This is a genomic window from Streptomyces sp. NPDC002054 (genome assembly GCF_040296685.1).
Lineage (GTDB): Bacteria > Actinomycetota > Actinomycetes > Streptomycetales > Streptomycetaceae > Streptomyces.
In genome coordinates this window covers 1-19884 of record NZ_JBEOXT010000065.1, presented here as the reverse complement: position 1 = coordinate 19884, position 19884 = coordinate 1, and the positions used below count along the sequence as shown (strand labels likewise).

At 72.9% G+C, this 19884-nt stretch carries 16 protein-coding genes and 2 pseudogenes; 6 read left to right on the top strand and 12 right to left on the bottom strand.

Annotated elements, in window-relative coordinates; translation table 11 throughout:
* Nucleotides 1–209: 209 nt before the first annotated feature.
* Nucleotides 210–1592 (bottom strand): NsdA family TPR-like regulatory protein, encoded by a 1383-nt coding sequence (locus tag ABT123_RS35950; RefSeq protein WP_351322518.1) that lies wholly within the window; start codon nt 1590–1592, stop codon nt 210–212.
* A gap of 254 nt (nt 1593–1846) precedes the next feature.
* On the opposite strand from ABT123_RS35950, the gene ABT123_RS35945 reads away from it, so the two are divergent.
* The 3 genes from ABT123_RS35945 (at nt 1847) to ABT123_RS35935 (ending at nt 5177) form a co-directional block, all read left to right on the top strand.
* Complete coding sequence (locus ABT123_RS35945) at nt 1847–2539, top strand: bifunctional DNA primase/polymerase (RefSeq protein ID WP_351322516.1); 693 nt, start codon at nt 1847–1849, stop codon at nt 2537–2539.
* 146 nt (nt 2540–2685) lie between these two features.
* Nucleotides 2686–3519, top strand: coding sequence for an ABC transporter ATP-binding protein (locus ABT123_RS35940; RefSeq protein ID WP_351322514.1), 834 nt, complete (start codon nt 2686–2688; stop codon nt 3517–3519).
* Nucleotides 3516–5177: a transporter gene (locus tag ABT123_RS35935; RefSeq protein ID WP_502971165.1), complete on the top strand. Its 1662-nt coding sequence runs from the start codon at nt 3516–3518 to the stop codon at nt 5175–5177. Before ABT123_RS35940 ends, ABT123_RS35935 begins: the two co-directional genes overlap by 4 nt.
* A gap of 43 nt (nt 5178–5220) precedes the next feature.
* Here ABT123_RS35935 and ABT123_RS35930 read toward each other — a convergent pair.
* Nucleotides 5221–5937: pseudogene (locus ABT123_RS35930) on the bottom strand (GlxA family transcriptional regulator); the annotation flags it as partial.
* On the opposite strand from ABT123_RS35930, the pseudogene ABT123_RS35925 reads away from it, so the two are divergent.
* Nucleotides 5866–6725, top strand: a pseudogene (locus tag ABT123_RS35925) (NAD(P)-dependent oxidoreductase). The pseudogenes ABT123_RS35930 and ABT123_RS35925 overlap by 72 nt on opposite strands.
* On the opposite strand, the gene ABT123_RS35920 reads toward ABT123_RS35925, so the two are convergent.
* Nucleotides 6715–7575: an alpha/beta fold hydrolase gene (locus ABT123_RS35920; RefSeq protein WP_351322510.1), complete on the bottom strand. Its 861-nt coding sequence runs from the start codon at nt 7573–7575 to the stop codon at nt 6715–6717. The pseudogene ABT123_RS35925 and the gene ABT123_RS35920 sit on opposite strands and share 11 nt — an antisense overlap.
* A 268-nt stretch (nt 7576–7843) precedes the next feature.
* Entirely contained in the window at nt 7844–8536 is a 693-nt protein-coding gene (locus ABT123_RS35915; protein ID WP_150208432.1) for an iron-dependent transcriptional repressor DtxR, read from the bottom strand.
* A 189-nt stretch (nt 8537–8725) separates the two neighbouring features.
* On the opposite strand from ABT123_RS35915, the gene ABT123_RS35910 reads away from it, so the two are divergent.
* Nucleotides 8726–9481, top strand: a complete 756-nt coding sequence (locus tag ABT123_RS35910) for an SIS domain-containing protein (protein ID WP_351322508.1) — start codon at nt 8726–8728, stop codon at nt 9479–9481.
* Nucleotides 9482–9527: 46 nt separating this feature from the next.
* Here the strand turns inward: ABT123_RS35910 and ABT123_RS35905 are convergent, their stop codons facing one another.
* Both ABT123_RS35905 and pdxH read right to left on the bottom strand, forming a co-directional pair.
* Complete coding sequence (locus ABT123_RS35905; RefSeq protein WP_351322506.1) at nt 9528–10853, bottom strand: PAS domain-containing protein; 1326 nt, start codon at nt 10851–10853, stop codon at nt 9528–9530.
* Nucleotides 10854–11217: 364 nt separating this feature from the next.
* Nucleotides 11218–11841, bottom strand: coding sequence for a pyridoxamine 5'-phosphate oxidase (pdxH, locus tag ABT123_RS35900; RefSeq protein WP_351322520.1), 624 nt, complete (start codon nt 11839–11841; stop codon nt 11218–11220).
* Nucleotides 11842–12079: 238 nt separating this feature from the next.
* On the opposite strand from pdxH, the gene ABT123_RS35895 reads away from it, so the two are divergent.
* On the top strand, nt 12080–13192 hold the full coding sequence (locus ABT123_RS35895; protein ID WP_150208435.1) for a citrate synthase 2: 1113 nt from the start codon (nt 12080–12082) through the stop codon (nt 13190–13192).
* Between the two features lie 4 nt (nt 13193–13196).
* Here ABT123_RS35895 and ABT123_RS35890 read toward each other — a convergent pair whose 3' ends face one another.
* From ABT123_RS35890 to ABT123_RS35865, 6 genes are all read right to left on the bottom strand, one after another.
* Nucleotides 13197–13823, bottom strand: coding sequence for a TetR/AcrR family transcriptional regulator (locus ABT123_RS35890; RefSeq protein WP_351322504.1), 627 nt, complete (start codon nt 13821–13823; stop codon nt 13197–13199).
* Complete coding sequence (locus tag ABT123_RS35885) at nt 13811–14548, bottom strand: enoyl-CoA hydratase family protein (protein WP_351322502.1); 738 nt, start codon at nt 14546–14548, stop codon at nt 13811–13813. The genes ABT123_RS35890 and ABT123_RS35885 overlap by 13 nt, the downstream gene beginning before the upstream one ends.
* A 129-nt stretch (nt 14549–14677) precedes the next feature.
* Nucleotides 14678–15862, bottom strand: coding sequence for an acyl-CoA dehydrogenase family protein (locus ABT123_RS35880; protein WP_351322500.1), 1185 nt, complete (start codon nt 15860–15862; stop codon nt 14678–14680).
* Nucleotides 15859–17784, bottom strand: a complete 1926-nt coding sequence (locus tag ABT123_RS35875; protein ID WP_351322498.1) for an ATP-binding protein — start codon at nt 17782–17784, stop codon at nt 15859–15861. The genes ABT123_RS35880 and ABT123_RS35875 overlap by 4 nt, the downstream gene beginning before the upstream one ends.
* An 8-nt stretch (nt 17785–17792) precedes the next feature.
* Nucleotides 17793–19391: an acyl-CoA carboxylase subunit beta gene (locus ABT123_RS35870; protein WP_351322496.1), complete on the bottom strand. Its 1599-nt coding sequence runs from the start codon at nt 19389–19391 to the stop codon at nt 17793–17795.
* On the bottom strand, nt 19388–19884 hold a 497-nt coding region (locus tag ABT123_RS35865), incomplete at its 5' end, for an AtuA-related protein (RefSeq protein WP_502971164.1). The genes ABT123_RS35865 and ABT123_RS35870, both read right to left, overlap by 4 nt.

Genomic DNA, 19884 nt, shown 5'->3' with positions numbered 1-19884 from the left:
GGGGCGGGGGCGCCCCCCGGTTTTGGGGAGGGGGGGGGGGGGGGGAAGGCTCCGCGCAGCGGGACCCCCGGGGGCGCAGCCCCGCCGGGCCGAGGGCCCCGGGGCGCAGCCCCCGCGCGCGGAGCCAGCCGCGCAGCGGGGCCGCATGGGCGGGGGCCGGCCGGGCGCAGCGGCACCACCGCTGCGTAGCCCCCCGCGCCCGGGCCGGGTCAGGCCGGTTGGGGGGTGAGGCGGGTGGTGAATTCTCGGGCTGCCGGTTCGTCGCGGTATGGGTCGAGGCGGGAGCGGAAGTCCGCCACGTATTCCGCGCCCCGGTTCGACCGGATTGTCGCCAGAAGCTCCACCGCTTGGCCCGCCGTCGCGCACGACTGCTCCACCTCACGCTGCTGCACCTGCGCCGAAGCCAACAGCAGCAGCCCAATGGCCCGTCTGCGCGCCTTCGTGGCCGGCAGCACCCGCAGCGCCTCCTCCGCCCGCCGCCCCGCCGCCTCCGCCTGCCCCAGATCCCGATGGCAGTGCGCCAGCTCGTCCGCCAGGTACGCCTCGTCGAAGTGCCGGATCCACACCGGGTCGTCCCCGGACTCCGGTTCCGCCCGCTCCAGCGCGCTCAGCGCCCGCGAGGCCAGCACCTGTGTGGCCCGCGCATCGCCCAGCAGCGCATGGCCCCGCGCCTCCGCCGCGTAGAACATCGCCTCGGCCCGCGGGGTGACCTGCCCCCGCGTGCCCTCCTGCGCGGCCCGCGCCAGCTGGGCGATCTCGCGCGGGTTGCCCAGTTCCGCTGCGAGGTGGCTCATGGAGGCGGCCAGGACATAGCCGCCGTACGCCCGGTCCCCCGCCGCCTGTGCCAGCCGCAGCGCCTGGATGTAGTAGCGCTGGGCGAGGCCCGGCTGGCCGGTGTCCACCGCCATGTAGCCGGCCAGTTCGGTCAGCCGGGCCACCGCCGCGAACAGCGCCCGCCCCACCGGCTCCCGGTACGAGCCGCCGATCAGCCCCGACACCACGCTGTTGAGGTAGTGGACGACCACCGGCCGGACATGGCCGCTGCCGAACCGGTGGTCCAGCTCGACCAGGGCGTCGGTGGTGGCCCGGACCGCCTCCACATCGGACATGCCGACCCGCGAGCCGCCCGTACGCGCCACCGCCACGTCCGCGCCGGTGATCAGCCAGTCCCGGCTCGGTTCGACCAGGGCCGAGGCCGCGACCGTCGAACCCGACAGGAAGTCCCGCCGGCCGACGTCGCTGCGCCACAGCTCGCAGACCTGCTCGATGGCTCCGATCACGGTCGGGGAGAACTGCAGACCCACCCCGGAGGCGAGGTTCTTGCCGTTCGCCATGCCGATCTCGTCGATGGTGACGGTCCGGCCGAGTTTTCGGCCCAGCGCCTCGGCGATGATGCCCGGCGCCCGGCCGCGCGGCTGCTGGCCGCGCAGCCAGCGGGCCACGGATGTCTTGTCGTAGCGGAGATCGAGGCCGTGCTCGGCACCGCACATGTTGACGCGCCGGGCGAGCCCGGCGTTCGAGCACCCGGCTTCCTGGATGAGCGCCTGCAGCCGTTCGTTCGGCTGGCGGGCGACGAGAGGCCTGGCTGCCATGAAAACCCCCTGTGGCCGCGGGTGATCGTTCCATTGATCACTTCCCGGCGGATGTGCGGAGAATTCCGTGGATATTCCTGGGATTCTTCCGCTCTGCGCTTTGTCGCTACCCACCACCGGCTCCCGGACCCCCCACGCGCCCCCGGCCGTGCATCGATGCGCCCCGCATGCAGGATCGATGCTCCGCCACCCGTCCGGTTTAGGGGGCCTCCGGCGGATCAGGGCCGTAACCCCAGGTGACGGCGGGAGTTGTGATGGACGTGGAAGAGACCATGGGAGTCACGGAGACCGAGACCGCCGCCATCCCCAAGCAGCGAGGTGAGCAGCTGCTGGACCATGCCGTGCGGTACGCGGAAGAGCGGCACTGGGACGTGTTCCCCGGCACCTGGCTGGAGCCCGGGGACGGCAGGGAGCTGTGCTCCTGCGGGGCGGAGGACTGCGCGGCACCCGGCGCACACCCCACGGTGAAGGACGGGGCGGCGCAGGCGACGGGCAGCGCGGTCCAGGTCCGGCGGATGTGGTCGAAGCACGCCAAGGCCTCCATCCTGCTGCCGACCGGCCGGACCTTCGACGCGATCGACGTCGCGGAGACCTCCGGATTCCTGGCGCTGGCCCGGCTGGAGCGGATGCAGCTCACGCTGGGTCCGGTCACGCTGACCCCGGACCGGCGGATGCTGTTCTTCGTCCTGCCCGGGGCCGGGGCGAAGGTGCCGGACCTGGTGCGCAAGCTGGGCTGGTCGCCGTCCGCGATCGATCTGGTGGTGCGCGGCGAAGGGGACTTCGTGGCGGCCCCGCCCACCCGGTACGGGGGCCGGGGCGCGGTGCAGTGGGCACGGCGGCCCACGCCGGCCAACCGGTGGCTGCCGGACATCGAGGAGTTGATCAACCCGCTGGCGTACGCGACCGGCCGGGAGGCCTCCGCCGCCCGCTCCCGCCGGGGCGCCTGACCGCGCAACGCCCCGGGGATCCGCCGCTGTTCGCAGCTGTTCGCAGCTTTCCGCAGGTCATGACAAACGTCATGGGGTGGCCGGAATGCGTGCCCGTATCGTGAGACGCGACCAACGGGGACAGCAGGGAAGGGCGGGGACGGCGTATGCCTGACCAGTCGAGCACGGCCCACGCAACGAACGGGACGGGGGCGGTCGCAGCCGCTCCCGCCGTCCGCATATCGGGCCTGTGGAAGCGGTTCGGGGAGCAGATCGCGGTTTCGGGGATCGATCTGGAGCTGCCCGCGGGCAAGTTCATCGGCCTGGTCGGCCCCAACGGCGCGGGAAAGACGACAACGCTGTCGATGGTGACCGGGCTGCTCCGCCCCGACCAGGGGCGGGCCGAGGTCGCCGGACACGACGTCTGGCGGGACCCGGCGCAGGTGAAGGCCCGGATCGGGGTGCTGCCGGAGGGCCTGCGGCTGTTCGAGCGGCTGTCCGGCCGGGAACTGCTCGGCTACATGGGCCGGTTGCGCGGGCTGCCGGGCGAGGAGACCGACAAGCGGGCCACCCAGCTGCTGGACGTGCTCGGCCTGGCGGGCGCGCAGCACAAGCTGGTGGTCGACTACTCCACCGGCATGCGGAAGAAGATCGGCCTGGCCGCCGCCCTGCTGCACAACCCGGAAGTGCTCTTCCTGGACGAGCCGTTCGAAGGCGTGGACCCGGTGTCCGCGCAGACCATCCGGGGCGTGCTGGAGCGTTACACCGCCTCCGGAGCCACGGTCGTGTTCTCCTCCCATGTGATGGAGCTCGTCGAGTCGCTGTGCGACTGGGTGGCCGTGATGGCGGAGGGCCGGATCCGCGCCGCCGGCACGCTGGCCGAGGTACGGGGCAACGCCGCCTCCCTGCAGGACGCCTTCCTGGAACTGGTGGGCGCGCAGGGGCGGACCGGCGGCGACTCGCTGGACTGGCTCGGCGGCGGGACGGCGGCAACCCGATGAGTACCCCTATGGGCACGGCCGCGAGCACGTCGGCGAGCACGGCCGCGAGCACGGCCTGGAGCGCGCCTGCCGTGGCGCTCACGCCGGTCTTCGTCCGACTGAAGCTCTCGCTCCTCCGCAACGGCCTCAAGGGGTCCACCAAACGCAAGGCCGCCTTCATCAGCTCCCTGGCCTCCGTCCTGGTGATCGCCGCGCTGACGGTGCCGCTGCTGGCCCTGCTGCGCGGCAATGCGCACGCCGGCACGGTCGTCGTCCTGCTCACCGGGATCCTGGGCCTCGGCTGGGCGTTCATGCCGCTGCTGTTCTCCGCCGGGGACGAAACCCTCGACCCGAGCCGCCTGGTGATGCTGCCGCTGCGGCCCCGCCCGCTGGTGCGGGCCCTGCTGGCCTCCTCCCAGGTCGGCATCGGCCCGCTGTTCACCCTGTGCCTGGCGGTGGGCTCGGTGATCGCGGTGGCGCACGGTGCCGTCGGTCTCGCTGCCGGCATCCTGGCGGTCCCGCTGCTGCTGCTCGGCTGTGTGGCCCTGGCCCGCGCCGTGGCCACCGCCAACGTCGGGCTGCTGAGCAGCCGCAAGGGCCGCGATCTGGCCGTGCTCAGCGGTCTGCTGATCGCCATCGGCGCACAGTTCGTCAACTTCGCAGCCCAGCGGCTGACCGAGGAGGGCGGGCTCACCGTCCTGCGGCCGGCCGTGGCGGTGGTCCGCTGGCTGCCGCCGGCGACCGCGCTCGGCATGGTGGACTCGGCGAGCGAGGGCGCGTACGTCCGGGCCGCGGGCCAGCTGGCCGTGACCCTGCTGGCGATCCTCGGCCTCCTCTACGTCTGGGAGCGCAGCCTGACCCGGCTGATGGTCACCCCGGACGGCTCGACCGTGGCGGCTTCGGCCCCCACCAAGGAGGGCGCCCCGGGCGGTGGACTGTGGGGCCTGCTGCCCGGCGGCCGGGCGGGCGCGGTCATGCAGCGGACCCTCCGCTACGCCTTCCGCGACCCGAAGACCAAGGCCGGCTGGATCAGCAGCCTGGCCCTCGGGGCGATCGTGCCGGTCTTCAACGCCCTCCAGGGCACCGGCTCGATCTACCTGGCCTGCTTCGCCGCGGGCATGCTCGGCGCCCTGATGTACAACCAGTTCGGCCAGGACACCTCGGCCTTCTGGATGGTCGCCCAGACCCTGTCCACCGCGCGCGACGCGTACGCCGAACTCCGGGCCCGCGCCGTGGCGCTGCTCCTGATCACCCTCCCGTACACGGTCCTGGTCACCGTGGTCACCGCCTGGCTGGTCGGCAACTGGGCCGCCCTGCCGGACGCCCTCGGCCTGAGCCTGGGCCTGCTGGGCGCGATGCTGGGCACCGGCGCACTGTCCTCGGCGTACGCCCCGTACTCCATCCCGCAGGACGGCGCGTTCAAGAGCGTGGTGCCGGGGCAGGCGGGTCTGGCCGTCTCCAGCATCTTCGGCGGCATGCTCGCCGCGGCGCTGCTCTGCTCCCCGCTGATCGGCCTGGTCGTCGGCCTCCGCGTGAATGACCACCACGCACTGCTGTGGACCGTCCTCCCGGCCGGCATCGCGTGGGGCGCCCTGCTCGGCTGGGCGGGCCTCCGCGTGGCGGCCCCGAAGGTGGCGGACAACCTCCCGGAGATCCTCCAGGCGGTGAGCAAGGGCTGAACCCTGGCAGGGCGGTTGGTCAGGTCCGGTGGGCGAAGGCGCGAGCCGCGCGGCGGGCCATCTCTTCCACGGTCAGGGGCCGGTCCAGGCGGCCCCGGGCCCATTCCAGCACCGGGGCGATGCCCTCGTCGTCGGTGACGGGCACCGGCAGGCCGATGAACTGCGCCTGCCCGCCGGGTCGGTGGGCCGGGACCACCATGCGGCGGGCCAGCTGGTTGGCGATGTGCGCCCCCAGGTCGCGGCGGACCAGGTGGAGGCAGAGGTCGAGCCCGGCGGTCATGCCCGCGCTGGTGAGGACGTCGCCGTCGTCGACGTAGAGCACCGAGTCGTCGACCTCCACCTTGGGGTAGCGCTCGGCCAGTTGCCGGGTGTGCATCCAGTGGGCGGTGGCGCGGCGGCCGTCGAGCAGTCCCGCTTCAGCGAGGGCGAAGGCGCCGGTGCACAGGGAGACCATGCGGGCTCCCGCGTCGTAGGCGGCGCGCAGGGCGGCGATCAGCCGGGGCGGCAGCGGCCGGCCTTCTTCCACGCAGGCGTCCGGTACCGAGGGGACGATGACGGTGTCCGCGCCGGCCAGGTCGTCCAGTCCGTAGGGGGTCCGCAGGTCCAGGCCCTGACCGGCGGGGGCCGGGGTGCCGCCCTGGACCTCGTCGGTGCCGCAGACCCGCAGCTCGTACCAGGGGTCGGCGAGATCGGGCTGCGGCTTCCCGAAGACCGTGCACGGGATGCTCACTTCGTACAGGTCCCAGGAGGCCGCCGGCATCCCGCCGGGGACGATGACCGCGACCGTGCCGAGCGGGGGGCGCGGGTCGCGGACACCCGGCGGAGGCGGTGGCGGCGAGCGCACTGACGATCGTGTGCGTGCTCGACTACGAGGTGATGTACGGGCTCTTCGGCGCGGACGACGGGGAGTTGGCGGGCCGGACCCTGGTCAACCTGACCTCCGGCTCGCCGGAGCAGGCGCAGGAGGCCACCCGGTGGGCGGCCGGCCGGGGCGCCGCCTATGTGGACGGGGCGATCATGACCACCCCGCCGGGGGTGGGCAGTGCCGAGGTGATGTTCCTCTACAGCGGCTCGGCCGAGGTCTTCGCGCAGCAGCTTCCGGTGCTGCGGGTACTGGGCGACCCGCTGCACCTGGGCACCGAACCGGGGGCAGCCTCGCTCTACGACGCCGCCCTGCTGGGGCTGATGTGGTCCACCATGACCGGCTGGCTGCACGGTACGGCCCTGGCCACCGCGGATGCGGCGGCGGGGCACACAGCGGTGGACTTCACGGCCGTCGCGGTGCGCTGGCTGGGCACCGTGGCCCGCTTCATCAGCTTGTACGCGACCCAGGTGGACGCGGGCGCCTACCCGGGGGACGACGCCACCGTCGACGTACAGGTCGCGGCGATCGGGCACCTGATCCATGCTGCCGAGGCACGGGGTATCGACAACGCCCTGCCCGAGCTGCTGAAGGCCACGTTGGAGCGGACGCAGGCCGCCGGGCATGGCTCGGACAGTTTTGCGAGCGTCGTGGAGGTGCTGCGCACGAGTGGGGTCAGGAGGTGAGGACTCCGTCCAGGAAGGGTTCCAGGGCGGCCCGCCAGGCGTCCGGCTGGTCGTAGTGGACGTAGTGGCCGGCGTCGGGGATTTCGGCGTACTGCCCGGCCGGGAGGACGCGGACCATCTCCTGGGCCTCGGCGCGGCCGAGTTCCCCGTCGAGGCCGCGGACCACCAGGGTGGGGCAGCGGACTTGGGCGAGCTCTTCCCAGTGCGCGTCGTGCACCCAGGTCTCGCGGGCGGTCAGCATCTGGCGGCGGGAGAACTGCGGGCGCCAGCCGTCCTCGGCCTGCCGCATCACCTCGGCGAAGAAGGCCCCGCGGCCGGGGTCGGGGCGCTCCACCCGGGGGTCGTCCTCGCCGAACCAGCGCCGGGCGGCGTCCTGGGTGGGGAAGGGCAGCGGCCAGCGGCAGAACCACTCCTCCCATTCGCGCTGGGAGGCTGCGCCGAGGGCCGAGGCCCTCATGTCGCAGATGACCAGGGCCTGGACGATTTCGGGGCGGTGGGCGGCCAGCTGCCAGGCGGTGAGGGCGCCCATGGAGTGGCCGACGAGGGTGACGGGGGCCAGGCCGAGCTGCTCGATGGCCGCCTCGGCGTCGGCGACGAAGGCCTCCCGGGTGTACGGGCCGTGGGCGGGGGCCTCGCTGTCGCCGTGGCCGCGCTGGTCCAGGGCGATGACCCGGCGGCGGTCGGCGAGCCAGCGAGCGGTGCCCGCCCAGTGGAAGGCACGGCCCATCAGGCCGTGGAGTAACAGGGCCGCGGGCCGGGGCTCGGCGGCGGAAGCGGAATCCCTTTCCCGGAACTCCCAGGCAGCCAGGCGGACCCCGTCGGCCCCTGTCACATCGAAGCGCTGTACCACCGCAGATGCACCCCCTTCGCTTGCCGCCAGACTATCGAACCCCTATTCGAAAATGGCCTTCCCGCCCGCAACACCGCTCTTTCGAGTGACCTTGCTCAAGGATTGACCGCCACTGCCGAGGGGAGATTTCCAGCAGGGAGGCGGGCCGATCGGGGAAGACGGTCCGAGGGGATGACCCTGAGAGCTCGGGGCTCCGGGTCAGCAAAGGGGAGGACCGGTCCCGGCGCCGCAAGGCGCCGGGACCAAACCTACCCAGGGACGCCGGGGATCAGCGCTTTGCGACGAAAACGTGCGAGGCGATCTCCGCCTCCAGCTCGGCGGCCTCGCCGCCACTGCCGACCAGCACGCCGCCCGGCGACTCGGTCACGCTCACCACCGCACCCGGCTGCACCCCGGCCCGCCGCAGCGTGTACATCAGCTGGGCGTCCGTCTGGATCGGCTCGCCGATCCGGCGCACCACCACGGTCTTTCCGTCCGTGCCCGGGTCCAGCTCGGCCAGGCTCACCATGCCCTCGTCGAGGAAGGGGTCCGCCTCGTTCTTCTCGCCGAGCTCCTCCAGACCCGGGATCGGGTTCCCGTACGGCGATTCGGTCGGGTGGCGCAGCAGCTCCAGCACGCGCCGCTCCACCGCCTCGCTCATCACGTGCTCCCAGCGGCAGGCCTCGGCGTGCACCTGCTCCCACTCCAGGCCGATCACGTCGACGAGCAGGCACTCGGCGAGCCGGTGCTTGCGCATCACGCGGGTGGCGAGGCGGCGGCCCTCGTCGGTCAGCTCCAGGTGCCGGTCGCTGGCGACGGCCACCAGGCCGTCGCGCTCCATCCGCGCCACCGTCTGGCTGACCGTCGGACCGCTCTGGTCGAGCCGTTCGGCGATCCGGGCGCGCATGGGGACAACACCTTCCTCTTCCAGCTCAAGGATGGTGCGGAGATACATCTCCGTGGTATCGATCAGTCCGGACATTCGTGCCCCTCGGATATCGTGCGCTGGCCCTGCCCCCAATTCTGCCGCAGAGCACCGACAACCGTCCCGCGTCGTCGGGCCCCGGGACGTCGGTCTCGAGGTTGACGCCCGTATTGACACGCCCTTGGTCCAGACCGCACGGTGAGCGGCGGACCCGCACGCCGCACCCACTGGAAGGGCCTTCAGCGCATGAGCGAGAGCAAGCTGGCCGGGCAGTTCTTCGATGCCGCCATCGGGCTGCTGCAGCGTGTCCGTGACGAGGAATCCTCGAGCATCTCCCGAGCGGGCACGGTGATCGCGGACGCCGTCGCGGCGGGCCACAAGCTTTTCGCCTTCGGCGCGGGCCACTCCTCGCTGCCCGCCCAGGACGTGGTCTACCGGGCCGGCGGGCTGGCCCTGATGAACTTCCTGGCGGTGCCCGGCACCGCCGGGGTCGACGTCATGCCCGCCACCCTGGGCAGTGCGCTGGAGCGGGTGGACGGGCTGGCCGGGGCGGTGCTGGACAGCAGCCCGGCCGGCGAGGGCGACGTCCTGGTGGTCATCTCGCTGTCCGGCCGCAATGCGCTGCCGGTGGAGATGGCGATGAACGCGCGCGCGATCGGGTTGAAGGTGATCGGCGTGACCTCGGTGGCGTACGCGACCGAGACCAGGTCGCGGCACGTTTCCGGGACCTTCCTGAAGGACCACTGCGACATCGTCCTGGACAGCAAGATCGCGGTCGGTGACGCCGAACTCAGCTCGGACGGCATCGATGCGCCGTTCGCGCCGGCGTCCACGGTGGTCACCAGCGCGATCATGCAGGCGGTGATGGCGGCGGCGGCCGGCGAACTCGCCGCCCGCGGAATCGAGCCCCCGCTGCTGCGCTCGGGCAACGTCGACGGCGGCCACGAGTGGAACGGCCGCGTGATGGCGGAGTACGGCGACCGCATCTTCTACCGGCACTAGCCCCGGCGCGGCGCGATTCGGCGCGGCCGGTGGTCGCCGGTGGCGGTTATGTGCCGCGTGTCAGGTTGGCCAGGTCGAGGTCGACCGCCAGGCGGGCCGCGATCTCCTCGGCGTAGGCCGCGTCCGCGCCGTCGAAGGCCGGGCGGGACGGCCTGCGCAGGACGGTCAGCACGCCCAGGGTCCGGCCGCGGCTGCGCAGCACCGTGCACAGCCCGTGCGCCACGTCCTCCGGCCACTGGCGGACCGCCGCCCAGCGATCGGCGGCCTCGCCCCGCGGCGCGCTGGTCCGGACCGGGCCGACCCGGTCCAGCGCCTGGAGGGCCGGGTGCCCGGGCTCGTACCGGACCGGGATCGCGCCGGGGGCCGGCAGCAGCGGAGCCGGGCCCGCCGTGCCGGACGGCGCCACCGCCGACCGTACGAGCCGCTCCTCCCCCACCACCACGTCCACCAGCGCATGGTCCGCGAACCCGGCCAGCGCGAACTCCAGCCGGACCGCAGCCGCCTCCGCCGGGTCCTCGTACTCGCCGGCCGCCCGCCCCGACCGGTACAGCTGGTTGGACCGGAACCTCAGCTGTGCCGCGTCCAGCCCCGCCTGCCGCGCCTCCGTGACGTCCTGGAACAGCCAGCCCACCCCGAGCGGCACCGGCTCCTCGGCGAGCGGCGAGGCCAGCCGCAGGAACCCGCACCGCCAACACCGTCGCCGCGGCGCGGACTCCCCCGCGGCCCGCACCGTCACCCACAGCTCCACCGGGGCGGGCGGCGGGCCCTCCGCCAGTACGTGCTGCAGGGCGCCCTCCAGCTCCTCCACGCCCTGGACGAGCAGCTCGCCGAGCGGCCGGCCCAGCAGCGCGGTCCGCCCGGACCCGAAGGCCCGCGCGGCATGGGCGTTCACCACGGCCGGCCGCAGGTCCACATCGACCAGCACCACACCCCACGAGGCGTCGTCCATCAGCGCCTCGCTGAGCGCGATGGACCGCTCCAGATCTATCTGCGCATGGACCTCGGAGAAGGCGCAGTACACCCCGGCCGGTTTGCCGTCCGCCCCCGGCACCCCCGCCGACTGGGTCCGCACCAGGACCCGCCCGCCGTCCTTGGTCAGCAGGGCGAACTCGTGCACCTGCCGGCCCGGCCCGTCCTGCGCGGACATCAGGGTGGTCTCCACATCGGGCGCATCGGCGGGCCGTACCGCCCAGCCCGCGAACCCGCGCCGGCCGACGGCCTCGGCGGCCGACCAGCCCAGGATCCGCTCGGCCTCGCGGTTCCAGTGGGTGATCACCCCGTCGGCGTCGAAGGCGCACAGGGCCGCGTCCATGCCGTCCAGAAGGGCGGCGAGAAGATCGTCGGTGGTCTCACTACGTCCGGAAGCACTCACCTGGCACCCCCTGCAGGTGTTCGCGTGTGCGGCACGTCAGATCATTCAACTGGAACGTGACGCACCCCACACTGCATTCCCTCCGATTCCCCGGACGAAATTCCATTGAACCGTCCGCGGGAGGGTGCCTACAGTGGTCGCACACTGAAAGGAGGTGATCCCGGAAATGTATGGATTCCGGACGCGTGAGGTGACTGCGGGCTAGCGCCCGTCGTCGCAACGCACCCAGTGCGGTGCCGGCGGAAACGCCGGTCAATCCCAAGCAGTCACCCGACCCGCAGGCTCGCCGGCACGTCCGGCCGGCTCCTCTTACTGCAGAAGAGGACCCGAGCCTGCGGGTCGTCTGCATGTCAGGGGCTGCATGTCACGGGCAGAGCCGCTCCAGCCGCCAGCCCGCCGCCTCGCGGACGTAGTGCAGCCGGTCGTGCAGCCGGTTCGCGTGGCCCTGCCAGAACTCGATCTCCTCCGGTTCGACCCGGTAGCCGCCCCACTCCGGCGGAACCGGCACCTGCTCGCCCTCCGGATACCGGTCGGCCAGCTCCGCGTACCGGCGGTCCAGCTCGTCCCGGGAGGCCACCACCCGGGACTGGTCGCTGGCCCAGGCCCCCAGCTGCGAGCCGTGCGGGCGGGACCGGAAGTAGGACGCGGTCTCGTCCCGGCCGATCCGGGTGACCGAACCGGTCACCACCACCTGGCGGGAGATCGGATGCCAGGGGAAGAGCAGCGCGGCGAACGGGTTCCCGGCGATCTCCAGCGCCTTGCGGGAGCCGTAGTTGGTGAAGAACACGAAGCCGCGCGAGTCGAACTGCTTCAGCAGCACCGTCCGGGAGCTGGGGCGGCCGTCGGCGGACGCGGTCGAGACGACCATCGCGTTCGGTTCGAAAACGTGCGCATTCACGGCATCCTGGAACCAGCGGGAAAACTGTTCCATGGGATCGGCGGCGAGGCTGCCCTCGGTCACGATCTCCGATCGGTACTGCTTGCGCATGGTGGCGGGGTCAAGGTCGTGGTCGGTCACCGGGCCATCCTGCCGTAGCCCCACTCGCCGGGGTGTGCCCTATGTCACGCTTCCGCAGGCCAGGCACAGCCGTCAAAATCTTGGGGCCGGTCCGCTGGTCCCCGTGCGGGTGACCAGCGGCCGATCCGGGCATCAACGGGGATGACCGCGCCGGACCGCGAATCACGCCGGGAGCCGCGCGTGTTCGCACTACCTGAGGAGCCGCCTGATGTCCGACTTCGTACCCGGACTCGAAGGGGTCGTCGCGTTCGAAACGGAGATCGCCGAACCGGACAAGGAAGGCGGGTCCCTCCGCTACCGCGGTGTCGACATCGAAGACCTGGTCGGCCATGTGTCCTTCGGGAACGTGTGGGGCCTGCTGGTCGACGGTGCCTTCAACCCCGGCCTGCCGGCCGCCGAGCCGTTCCCCATCCCCGTGCACTCCGGTGACATCCGGGTCGACGTCCAGTCCGCGCTCGCCATGCTCGCCCCCGTGTGGGGTCTGAAACCGCTGCTGGACATCGACGAGCAGACCGCCCGCGACAACCTGGCGCGGGCCGCCGTCATGGCCCTGTCGTACGTCGCCCAGTCCGCCCGCGGGCAGGGCCGGCCGATGGTGCCCCAGCGGGAGATCGACAAGGCCGAGTCCGTGGTCGAGCGGTTCATGATCCGCTGGCGGGGCGAGCCGGACCCGCGGCACGTCAAGGCCGTCGACGCGTACTGGACCTCGGCCGCCGAGCACGGCATGAACGCCTCCACCTTCACGGCGCGGGTGATCGCCTCGACCGGCGCGGACGTCGCGGCGGCGCTGTCCGGTGCCGTGGGCGCCATGTCCGGGCCGCTGCACGGCGGTGCGCCGTCCCGCGTGCTCGGCATGATCGAGGAGATCGAGCGCACCGGTGACGCGGTGGCGTACGTGAAGAAGGCCCTCGACCAGGGTGAGCGGCTGATGGGCTTCGGCCACCGCGTCTACCGGGCCGAGGACCCGCGGGCCCGCGTGCTGCGCCGTACGGCGAAGGAGCTGGACGCCCCGCGCTACGAGGTGGCGGCGGCGCTGGAGAAGGCCGCGCTGGAGGAGCTGCACGCCCGGCGCCCCGACCGGGTGCTGGCCACCAACGTGGAGTTCTGGGCCGCGATCATGCTGGACTTCGCGGAGGTTCCGGCGCACATGTTCACCTCGATGTTCACCTGCGCCCGCACGGCCGGCTGGTCGGCGCACATCCTCGAGCAGAAGCGCACCGGCCGCCTGGTCCGCCCCTCGGCCCGCTACATCGGCCCCGGCCGCCGGGACCCTCGTGACATCGAGGGCTACGCCGACATTGTGGGCAGCGCGGGCGCGTAGCGGGTTACGACCCCGCCGCGGCCGGGGGTGGGCCCAGGGTGGACTCGATGATGCGGGTCCACTGGGACACCACCCGGGCGCGGCGGGCCGTGTCGTCCGTGAGGACGTTGGCCAGGCCGAGGCCCCGGGCCAGGTCCAGCAGACCCTGGACGGTCTCCCGGACGCCGGGGACGGATTCGTCGGCGCCGAGGAGTTCCACCGCTATTTTGTGGGTTTCGCGGCCGACCCGGGCTTCGAGTTCGGTCACCCGCGGGCGCAGCTGCTCCTCGTTGGAGGCGGCCACCCACAGTTGCAGCGCGGCCCGGAACAGGGTGCCGGTGAACAGGTCCACCAGTGCCTCGATCACGGCGGGGCGGGCAGCGGGTCGGGCGGCCGGCCCGGCGGGGAACAGGTTCCGCAGGGCGGCGGAGCGTTCCTCGGCGACGTACTCGACGGCCGCGGTGAACAGGTCCTCGCGGGTCGGGAAGTGGTACTGCGCGGCGCCCCGGGTGACCCCGGCGTGTTCCGCGACCACGGCGACGGTGGAGCCGGCCCAGCCCTGTTCGGCCAGGCAGGAGACCGCCGATTCGAGCAACCGGCTGCGGGTGGCCCGGCTGCGGGCCTGCTTGGGCCCGACGGTCACAGCGCCCATGCGGGGTCCCGGCGCTCGAAGCGGGCGGTGATGCCTTCGCGGGCCTCGGCGGAGCCGAAGTGGTGCGCGGACAGGGTGGTGAGGGCCTCGCCGTCCCTGGCGAGGGCGGCCCGCACGGCAGCGGTGAGCAGCCGTTTGGTCGCGGCGAGGGCCTCGGGTCCGGCCTTGCGCAGTCCGGCCAGCACCGGGGCGAGGGTGTCGTCCACGTCCTGGCCGTGCAGGGTGAGCAGTCCGATCCGGGCGGCTTCGGCGGCGTCGAAGGGCTCGGCGGTGAGGAAGTACCGGGCGGCGGCGCGCGGGTCGAGTCGGGGCAGCAGCGGCGCGGAGATGACCGCCGGGACCACCCCGAGGTGGGTTTCGGTGAAGGCGTACGTGGAGCCGGGCCCGGCCGCGGCGATGTCGCAGGCGCCGAGCAGGCCGAGGCCGCCGGCCCGGACATGGCCGGTGACGCGGCCGACCACCGGCCGGGGAAGCTCGGTGATCTCCCGGAGCAGAGCCAGGAAGTCCGCCGGATCGCAGGGCGCCTTCAGGTCGGCTCCGGCACAGAAGGTGGTGCCGGTGTGGGTGAGCACGACGGCCCGGACCGCCGGATCCGCACCGGCCTCGGCCAGGGCCGCCCGCAGCCCGCCGACAAGCTCCGCGGAAAGCGCGTTGCGGTTGGCCGGAGAGTCCAGCGTGAGCGTGGTGACACCGCTCTCCTGTGCGGCGTGCACGAGTGGGGCCATGTCTCCTCCGGGGGTTGCGGGTGTGCGGGGCGGGGCGGGACGGGCGGGGCGGGCCCCTCCCGGGGAGGGTATGCGGGACGCCCGCGGCCCGGCCCCCTGGGGCTCCGCCCCGGACCCGCCGGGCACCCCCTAGTAGGACTTCGGCAGGCCCAAAGTCTGGTGCGAGACGAAGTTGAGGATCATCTCGCGGCTGACCGGGGCGATCCGGGCCACCCGGGAGGCGGTGATCAGCGAGGCCAGCCCGTACTCGCGGGTGAGGCCGTTGCCGCCGAGGGTGTGGACCGCCTGGTCCACCGCCCGTACGCAGGCCTCGGCGGCAGCGTACTTGGCCATGTTGGCCGCCTCACCGGCGGCCATGTCGTCCCCGCCGTCGTAGAGGTGCGCAGCCTTCTGCATCATCAGCCGGGCCAGTTCCAGCTCGATGTGCACCTGGGCCAGCGGGTGGGCGAGGGCCTGGTGGGCGCCGATGGGTTCCTTCCACACCTGGCGGGTCTTCGCGTACTCCACGGCCTTGGCGAGGGCGTAGCGGCCCATGCCGATCGCGAAGGCGGCGGTCATGATGCGCTCGGGGTTGAGGCCGGCGAACAGCTGGAGCAGACCCGCGTCCTCGTCGCCCACCAGCGCGTCGGCCGGTAGCCGGACCTCGTCCAGGACCAGTTCGAACTGCTTCTCCGCGGCCTGGAGTTCCATGTCGATGACCGAGCGGGAGAAGCCGGGGGTCTCGCGCGGGACGATGAACAGGCAGGGCTTGAGGGCCGGGGCGGCCCCGCTGGTCGATGCAGTTTCGGTGCGGCCGACGATAAGGGTGGCATCGGCGATGTCCACGCCGGAGATGAACACCTTGCGGCCGGTGAGGACCCAGTCCTCGCCGTCCCGGCGGGCCGTGGTGGTGATCCGGTGCGAGTTGGAGCCGGCATCGGGCTCGGTGATGCCGAAGGCCATGGTGCGGCTGCCGTCCGCGAGGCCGGGCAGCCAGGCCTGCTTCTGCGCCTCGGTGCCGAAGCGGGAGATGACCGTGCCGCAGATGGCCGGCGAGACCACCATCATCAGCAGCGGGGAGCCGGCCGCGCCCAGTTCCTCCAGGACGATGGAGAGTTCGGCGATGCCGCCGCCTCCGCCGCCGTACTCCTCGGGCAGGTTGACCCCGAGGTAGCCGAGCTTGGCCGCGTCGGCCCACAGCTCGTCGGGGTGGCCGCCCTCGCGGGCGATCCGGACCAGGTAGTCGCGGCCGTAGCGCTGCCCGAGGGCGGCGACGGCGGCGCGCAGGACCTTGTGCTCTTCGGTTTCGAGGGTGGCGCTGCTGATGGGGCTCATGCGGGCGATTCCTCCTGGACGACGGCGAGCAGGGCGCCGAATTCGACCTGTTGGCCGGTGACGGCGTGGAGCGCGGCGAGCGTGCCGGAGGCGGGCGAGACGATGCGGTGCTCCATCTTCATGGCCTCCAGCCAGAGCAGGGGCTGCCCGGCGGTGACGGCGGCACCGGGGGCCAGGCCCTCGGCGACCCGCACGACGGTGCCGGGCATGGGGGCGAGCAGGGAGCCGGGGTCGGTGCGGTCCTCGGGGTCGGCGAACCGGGGGACGCGGGTGAGGGTGTGGGACCCGAGTGCAGAATCCACGTACACCTCGGGCTTGTTCGAATTGTGTTTCACGTGGAACACCCGCCGGATGCCGTCCAGTTCGAGGCCGACCCGGTCGGGGGTCACCTCCAAGACCCGGATTCCGTCCCGGCCTTCGAGCTCCGGACTCTGCCGGGTGTGCCGGTACCGGACCTGGTGCACGGTTCCGGCGGCGCGGTAGGAGCGGGTCTGGGGCTGGGACGGGACATTGCGCCAGCCGCCGAGGCGGGCGGTCAGCGGGGCGCCGGGGGCCGGGACGGACTCGGCGAGGGCCGCGGCGACCGCGGCGAGGTCTGCCCCGGGGGCGGCCTCGGTGAGGGCGGCGAGGTGCCGCTCGTAGAAGCCGGTATCGAGCTGCCCACTTGTGAACTCCGGGTGCCGCAGGGACCGTACGAGCAGCTCGCGGTTGGTGGTGAGCCCGTGGATCCTGGCTGCGGACAGGGCGTGCGCGAGGGCGCGGACGGCCTCGGCCCGGGTGGGGGCGTGGGCGACGACCTTGGCGAGCATGGGGTCGTAGTGGATGCCGACGGGGTCCCCGTCGGCGAATCCGGTGTCCACCCGGACCTCACCGGGGATGTCCAGGGTGTGCAGGGTCCCGGCCTGCGGGCGCCAGTCCTGGGCCGGGTCCTCGGCGTAGAGCCGGGCCTCCACGGCGTGGCCGGTGGGCTCGGGGGGTGTGAGCGGCAAGGCCGCGCCCTCGGCGACGCGCAGCTGGAGGGCGACCAGGTCCAGGCCGAAGACGGCCTCGGTGACGGGGTGTTCGACCTGGAGGCGGGTGTTCATCTCCAGGAAGTACGGGCGCCCGTCGGCGGCGAGCAGGAACTCGACGGTGCCCGCGCCCCGGTAGGACACGGCCCGGGCGGCGGCCACGGCCGCCTCGTGGAGGGTGGCGCGCAGGGACTCGGGGAGACCGGGCGCCGGAGCCTCCTCGATCACCTTCTGGTGGCGCCGCTGGAGGGAGCAGTCCCGGGTGCTCAGCGCCCATACGGTGCCATGGGAGTCGGCGAGGATCTGCACCTCGACATGGCGGCCCCGCTCGACATAGGGCTCGGCGAAGACCTCGCCGTCACCGAAGGCCGAACGGGCCTCGGCGCAGGCGGCGTCGAGCGCCTCCTTGAGGCCGTCGAGGTCGCGGACCACCCGCATGCCGCGCCCGCCGCCGCCCGCAGCGGCCTTGAGCAGCAGCGGCAGGTCGGCTGGGGTGACGGCGGCCGGGTCGACGGGGTCGAGCAGCGGGACTCCGGCGGCCCGCATCAGCTCCTTGGCCCGGGTCTTGGAGGCCATGGCCTCGATGGCCTCGGGCGGCGGGCCGATCCAGCGGAGTCCGGCGGCGAGGACCTCGCGGGCGAAGCCGGCGTTCTCGGAGAGGAACCCGTAGCCGGGGTGGACGGCGTCGGCTCCGGCGGCGAGGGCGGCCTTGATGATCAGGTCGCCGCGGAGATAGGTGTCGGCGGGGGCCGAGCCGGGCAGGCGTACGGCCGCGTCGGCCTCGCGGACGTGCAGGGCGGTCGCGTCCGGGTCGGAGTGCACGGCGACGGTGGCCACGCCCAGGGCGCGGGCGGTGCGGAAGACCCGGACGGCGATCTCGCCACGGTTGGCTACCAGCAGGGAACGGATCATCTGAGGGCTCACATCCGGAAGACGCCGAAGCCGCCACGGGTGCCTTCGACCGGGGCGTTGTGGACGGCCGACAGGCACAGGCCGAGGACGGTACGGGTGTCGCGCGGGTCGATGACCCCGTCGTCGTACAGCCGCCCGGACAGGAACAGGGGCAGCGACTCGGACTCGATCTGCGCCTCGACGAAGGCGCGCATGCCGGCGTCGGCCAGGTCGTCGTACGGCTGCCCCTTGGCGGCGGCGGATTGCCGGGCCACGATCGAGAGCACGCCGGCCAGCTGCTGCGGGCCCATGACGGCGGACTTGGCGCTGGGCCAGGCGAACAGGAACCGGGGATCGTAGGCCCGGCCGCACATGCCGTAGTGGCCGGCGCCATAGCTGGCGCCGATGAGCACGGAGAGGTGCGGGACCTTCGAGTTGGAGACCGCGTTGATCATCATCGAGCCGTGCTTGACGATGCCGCCCTGCTCGTACTCCTTGCCCACCATGTAGCCGGTGGTGTTGTGGAGGAAGAGCAGCGGGATGTCGCGCTGGTTGGCGAGCTGGATGAACTGGGCGGCCTTCTGCGACTCGGCGCTGAACAGCACGCCCTGGGCGTTGGCGAGGATGCCGACCGGATAGCCGTGGAGGGTGGCCCAGCCGGTGACCAGGCTGGTGCCGTAGAGGGGCTTGAACTCGTCGAAGTCGGAGGCGTCGACCAGGCGGGCGATGACCTCGCGAGGGTCGAAGGGGGTCTTCAGGTCGGCCGGCACGATCCCGAGGAGCTCCTCGGGATCGTGGAGCGGCTCGGCGGCCGGAGCGGGTTCGGGGTGCGCCTTGCGGTGGTTGAGGCGGGCGACGATCCGGCGGGCCTGCCGGATCGCGTCCTCCTCGTCGAGGGCGTAGTGGTCGGCGAGGCCGGAGGTCCGGGCGTGCATGTCGGCTCCGCCGAGGGACTCGTCGTCGCTCTCCTCGCCGGTGGCCATCTTCACCAGGGGCGGGCCGCCGAGGAACACCTTGGACCGGTCCTTGATCATGACGGTGTGGTCGGACATGCCGGGGACGTACGCGCCTCCGGCGGTGGAATTGCCGAAGACCACGGCGATGGTGGGGATGCCAGCGGCCGAGAGCCGGGTCAGGTCGCGGAAGATCGCCCCGCCCGGGATGAAGATCTCCTTCTGGGAGGGGAGATCGGCGCCGCCGGACTCGACAAGGCTGATGCAGGGGAGCCGGTTGGCGAGGGCGATCTCGTTGGCCCGGAGGGCCTTCTTCAGGGTCCAGGGGTTGGAAGCGCCGCCGCGCACGGTGGGGTCGTTGGCGGTGATCAGGCATTCGGTGCCTTCGACGGTGCCGATGCCGGTGACCATGGACGCGCCGACCGGGTAGTCGCTGCCCCAGGCGGCCAGCGGGGACAGCTCCAGGAACGGGGTGTCCGGGTCGAGCAGCAGCTCGATCCGCTCGCGGGCGAGCAGCTTGCCGCGGGTGCGGTGCCGTTCGGTGTACTTGGGGCCGCCGCCGGCCAGGGCCTTGGCGTGCTCGGTGTCGAGCTCGGCGAGGCGGCCGAGGGCGGCTTCGCGGTGGGCGAGGTAGTCGGGGTCGCGGGTGTCGACGCGTGTGCCGAGCCGGGTCACGGACCTGCCTCCGAGGTCGGGGTCGGGTGGGTCGGGATCGGGTGGGCGGGGATCAGGTGGGTCGGGATGTCGAGGTGGCGGGCGCGGAGCCATTCGCCGAGGGCCTTGGCCTGGGGGTCGAAGCGGTGGGCTGCCGCCACGCCGTCGCCGAGGATCCCCTCGACGGTGAAGTTGAGGGCGCGGAGGTTGGGGAGGGCGTGGCGGGTGAGGGTGAGACCGGCGGTCTCGGGGAGCAGGCGGCGGAACTCTTCGACGGTGAGGGTGGCTTCGAGCCAGGTGTAGGCGGCGTCGGTCTCGGTCCAGACGCCGAGGTTTGCGTCACCGCCTTTGTCGCCGCTGCGGGCGCCGGCCACCAGGCCGAGGGGGGCGCGGGTGCTTGTGCTGCGCAGCTGCCCTGCGGGGTTGTTCCCCCACCCCGCCCCTTCCCGAACGGGGGCTGCGCCCCCAGCGGCGACAAAGGCGGTGACGCAAACCTCGGCGTCTGGACCGAGAC

Excerpts from the sequence above, each read along its gene's own strand:
- ABT123_RS35950 (WP_351322518.1), bottom strand. The coding sequence starts at position 1,592 with ATGGCAGCCAGGCCTCTCGTCGCCCGCCAGCCGAACGAACGGCTGCAG.
- ABT123_RS35945 (WP_351322516.1), top strand. The coding sequence starts at position 1,847 with ATGGACGTGGAAGAGACCATGGGAGTCACGGAGACCGAGACCGCCGCC.
- ABT123_RS35940 (WP_351322514.1), top strand. The coding sequence starts at position 2,686 with ATGCCTGACCAGTCGAGCACGGCCCACGCAACGAACGGGACGGGGGCG.
- ABT123_RS35935 (WP_502971165.1), top strand. The coding sequence starts at position 3,516 with ATGAGTACCCCTATGGGCACGGCCGCGAGCACGTCGGCGAGCACGGCC.
- ABT123_RS35915 (WP_150208432.1), bottom strand. The coding sequence starts at position 8,536 with ATGTCCGGACTGATCGATACCACGGAGATGTATCTCCGCACCATCCTT.
- ABT123_RS35910 (WP_351322508.1), top strand. The coding sequence starts at position 8,726 with ATGAGCGAGAGCAAGCTGGCCGGGCAGTTCTTCGATGCCGCCATCGGG.
- pdxH (WP_351322520.1), bottom strand. The coding sequence starts at position 11,841 with ATGCGCAAGCAGTACCGATCGGAGATCGTGACCGAGGGCAGCCTCGCC.
- ABT123_RS35895 (WP_150208435.1), top strand. The coding sequence starts at position 12,080 with ATGTCCGACTTCGTACCCGGACTCGAAGGGGTCGTCGCGTTCGAAACG.
- ABT123_RS35890 (WP_351322504.1), bottom strand. The coding sequence starts at position 13,823 with ATGGGCGCTGTGACCGTCGGGCCCAAGCAGGCCCGCAGCCGGGCCACC.
- ABT123_RS35885 (WP_351322502.1), bottom strand. The coding sequence starts at position 14,548 with ATGGCCCCACTCGTGCACGCCGCACAGGAGAGCGGTGTCACCACGCTC.
- ABT123_RS35880 (WP_351322500.1), bottom strand. The coding sequence starts at position 15,862 with ATGAGCCCCATCAGCAGCGCCACCCTCGAAACCGAAGAGCACAAGGTC.
- ABT123_RS35875 (WP_351322498.1), bottom strand. The coding sequence starts at position 17,784 with ATGATCCGTTCCCTGCTGGTAGCCAACCGTGGCGAGATCGCCGTCCGG.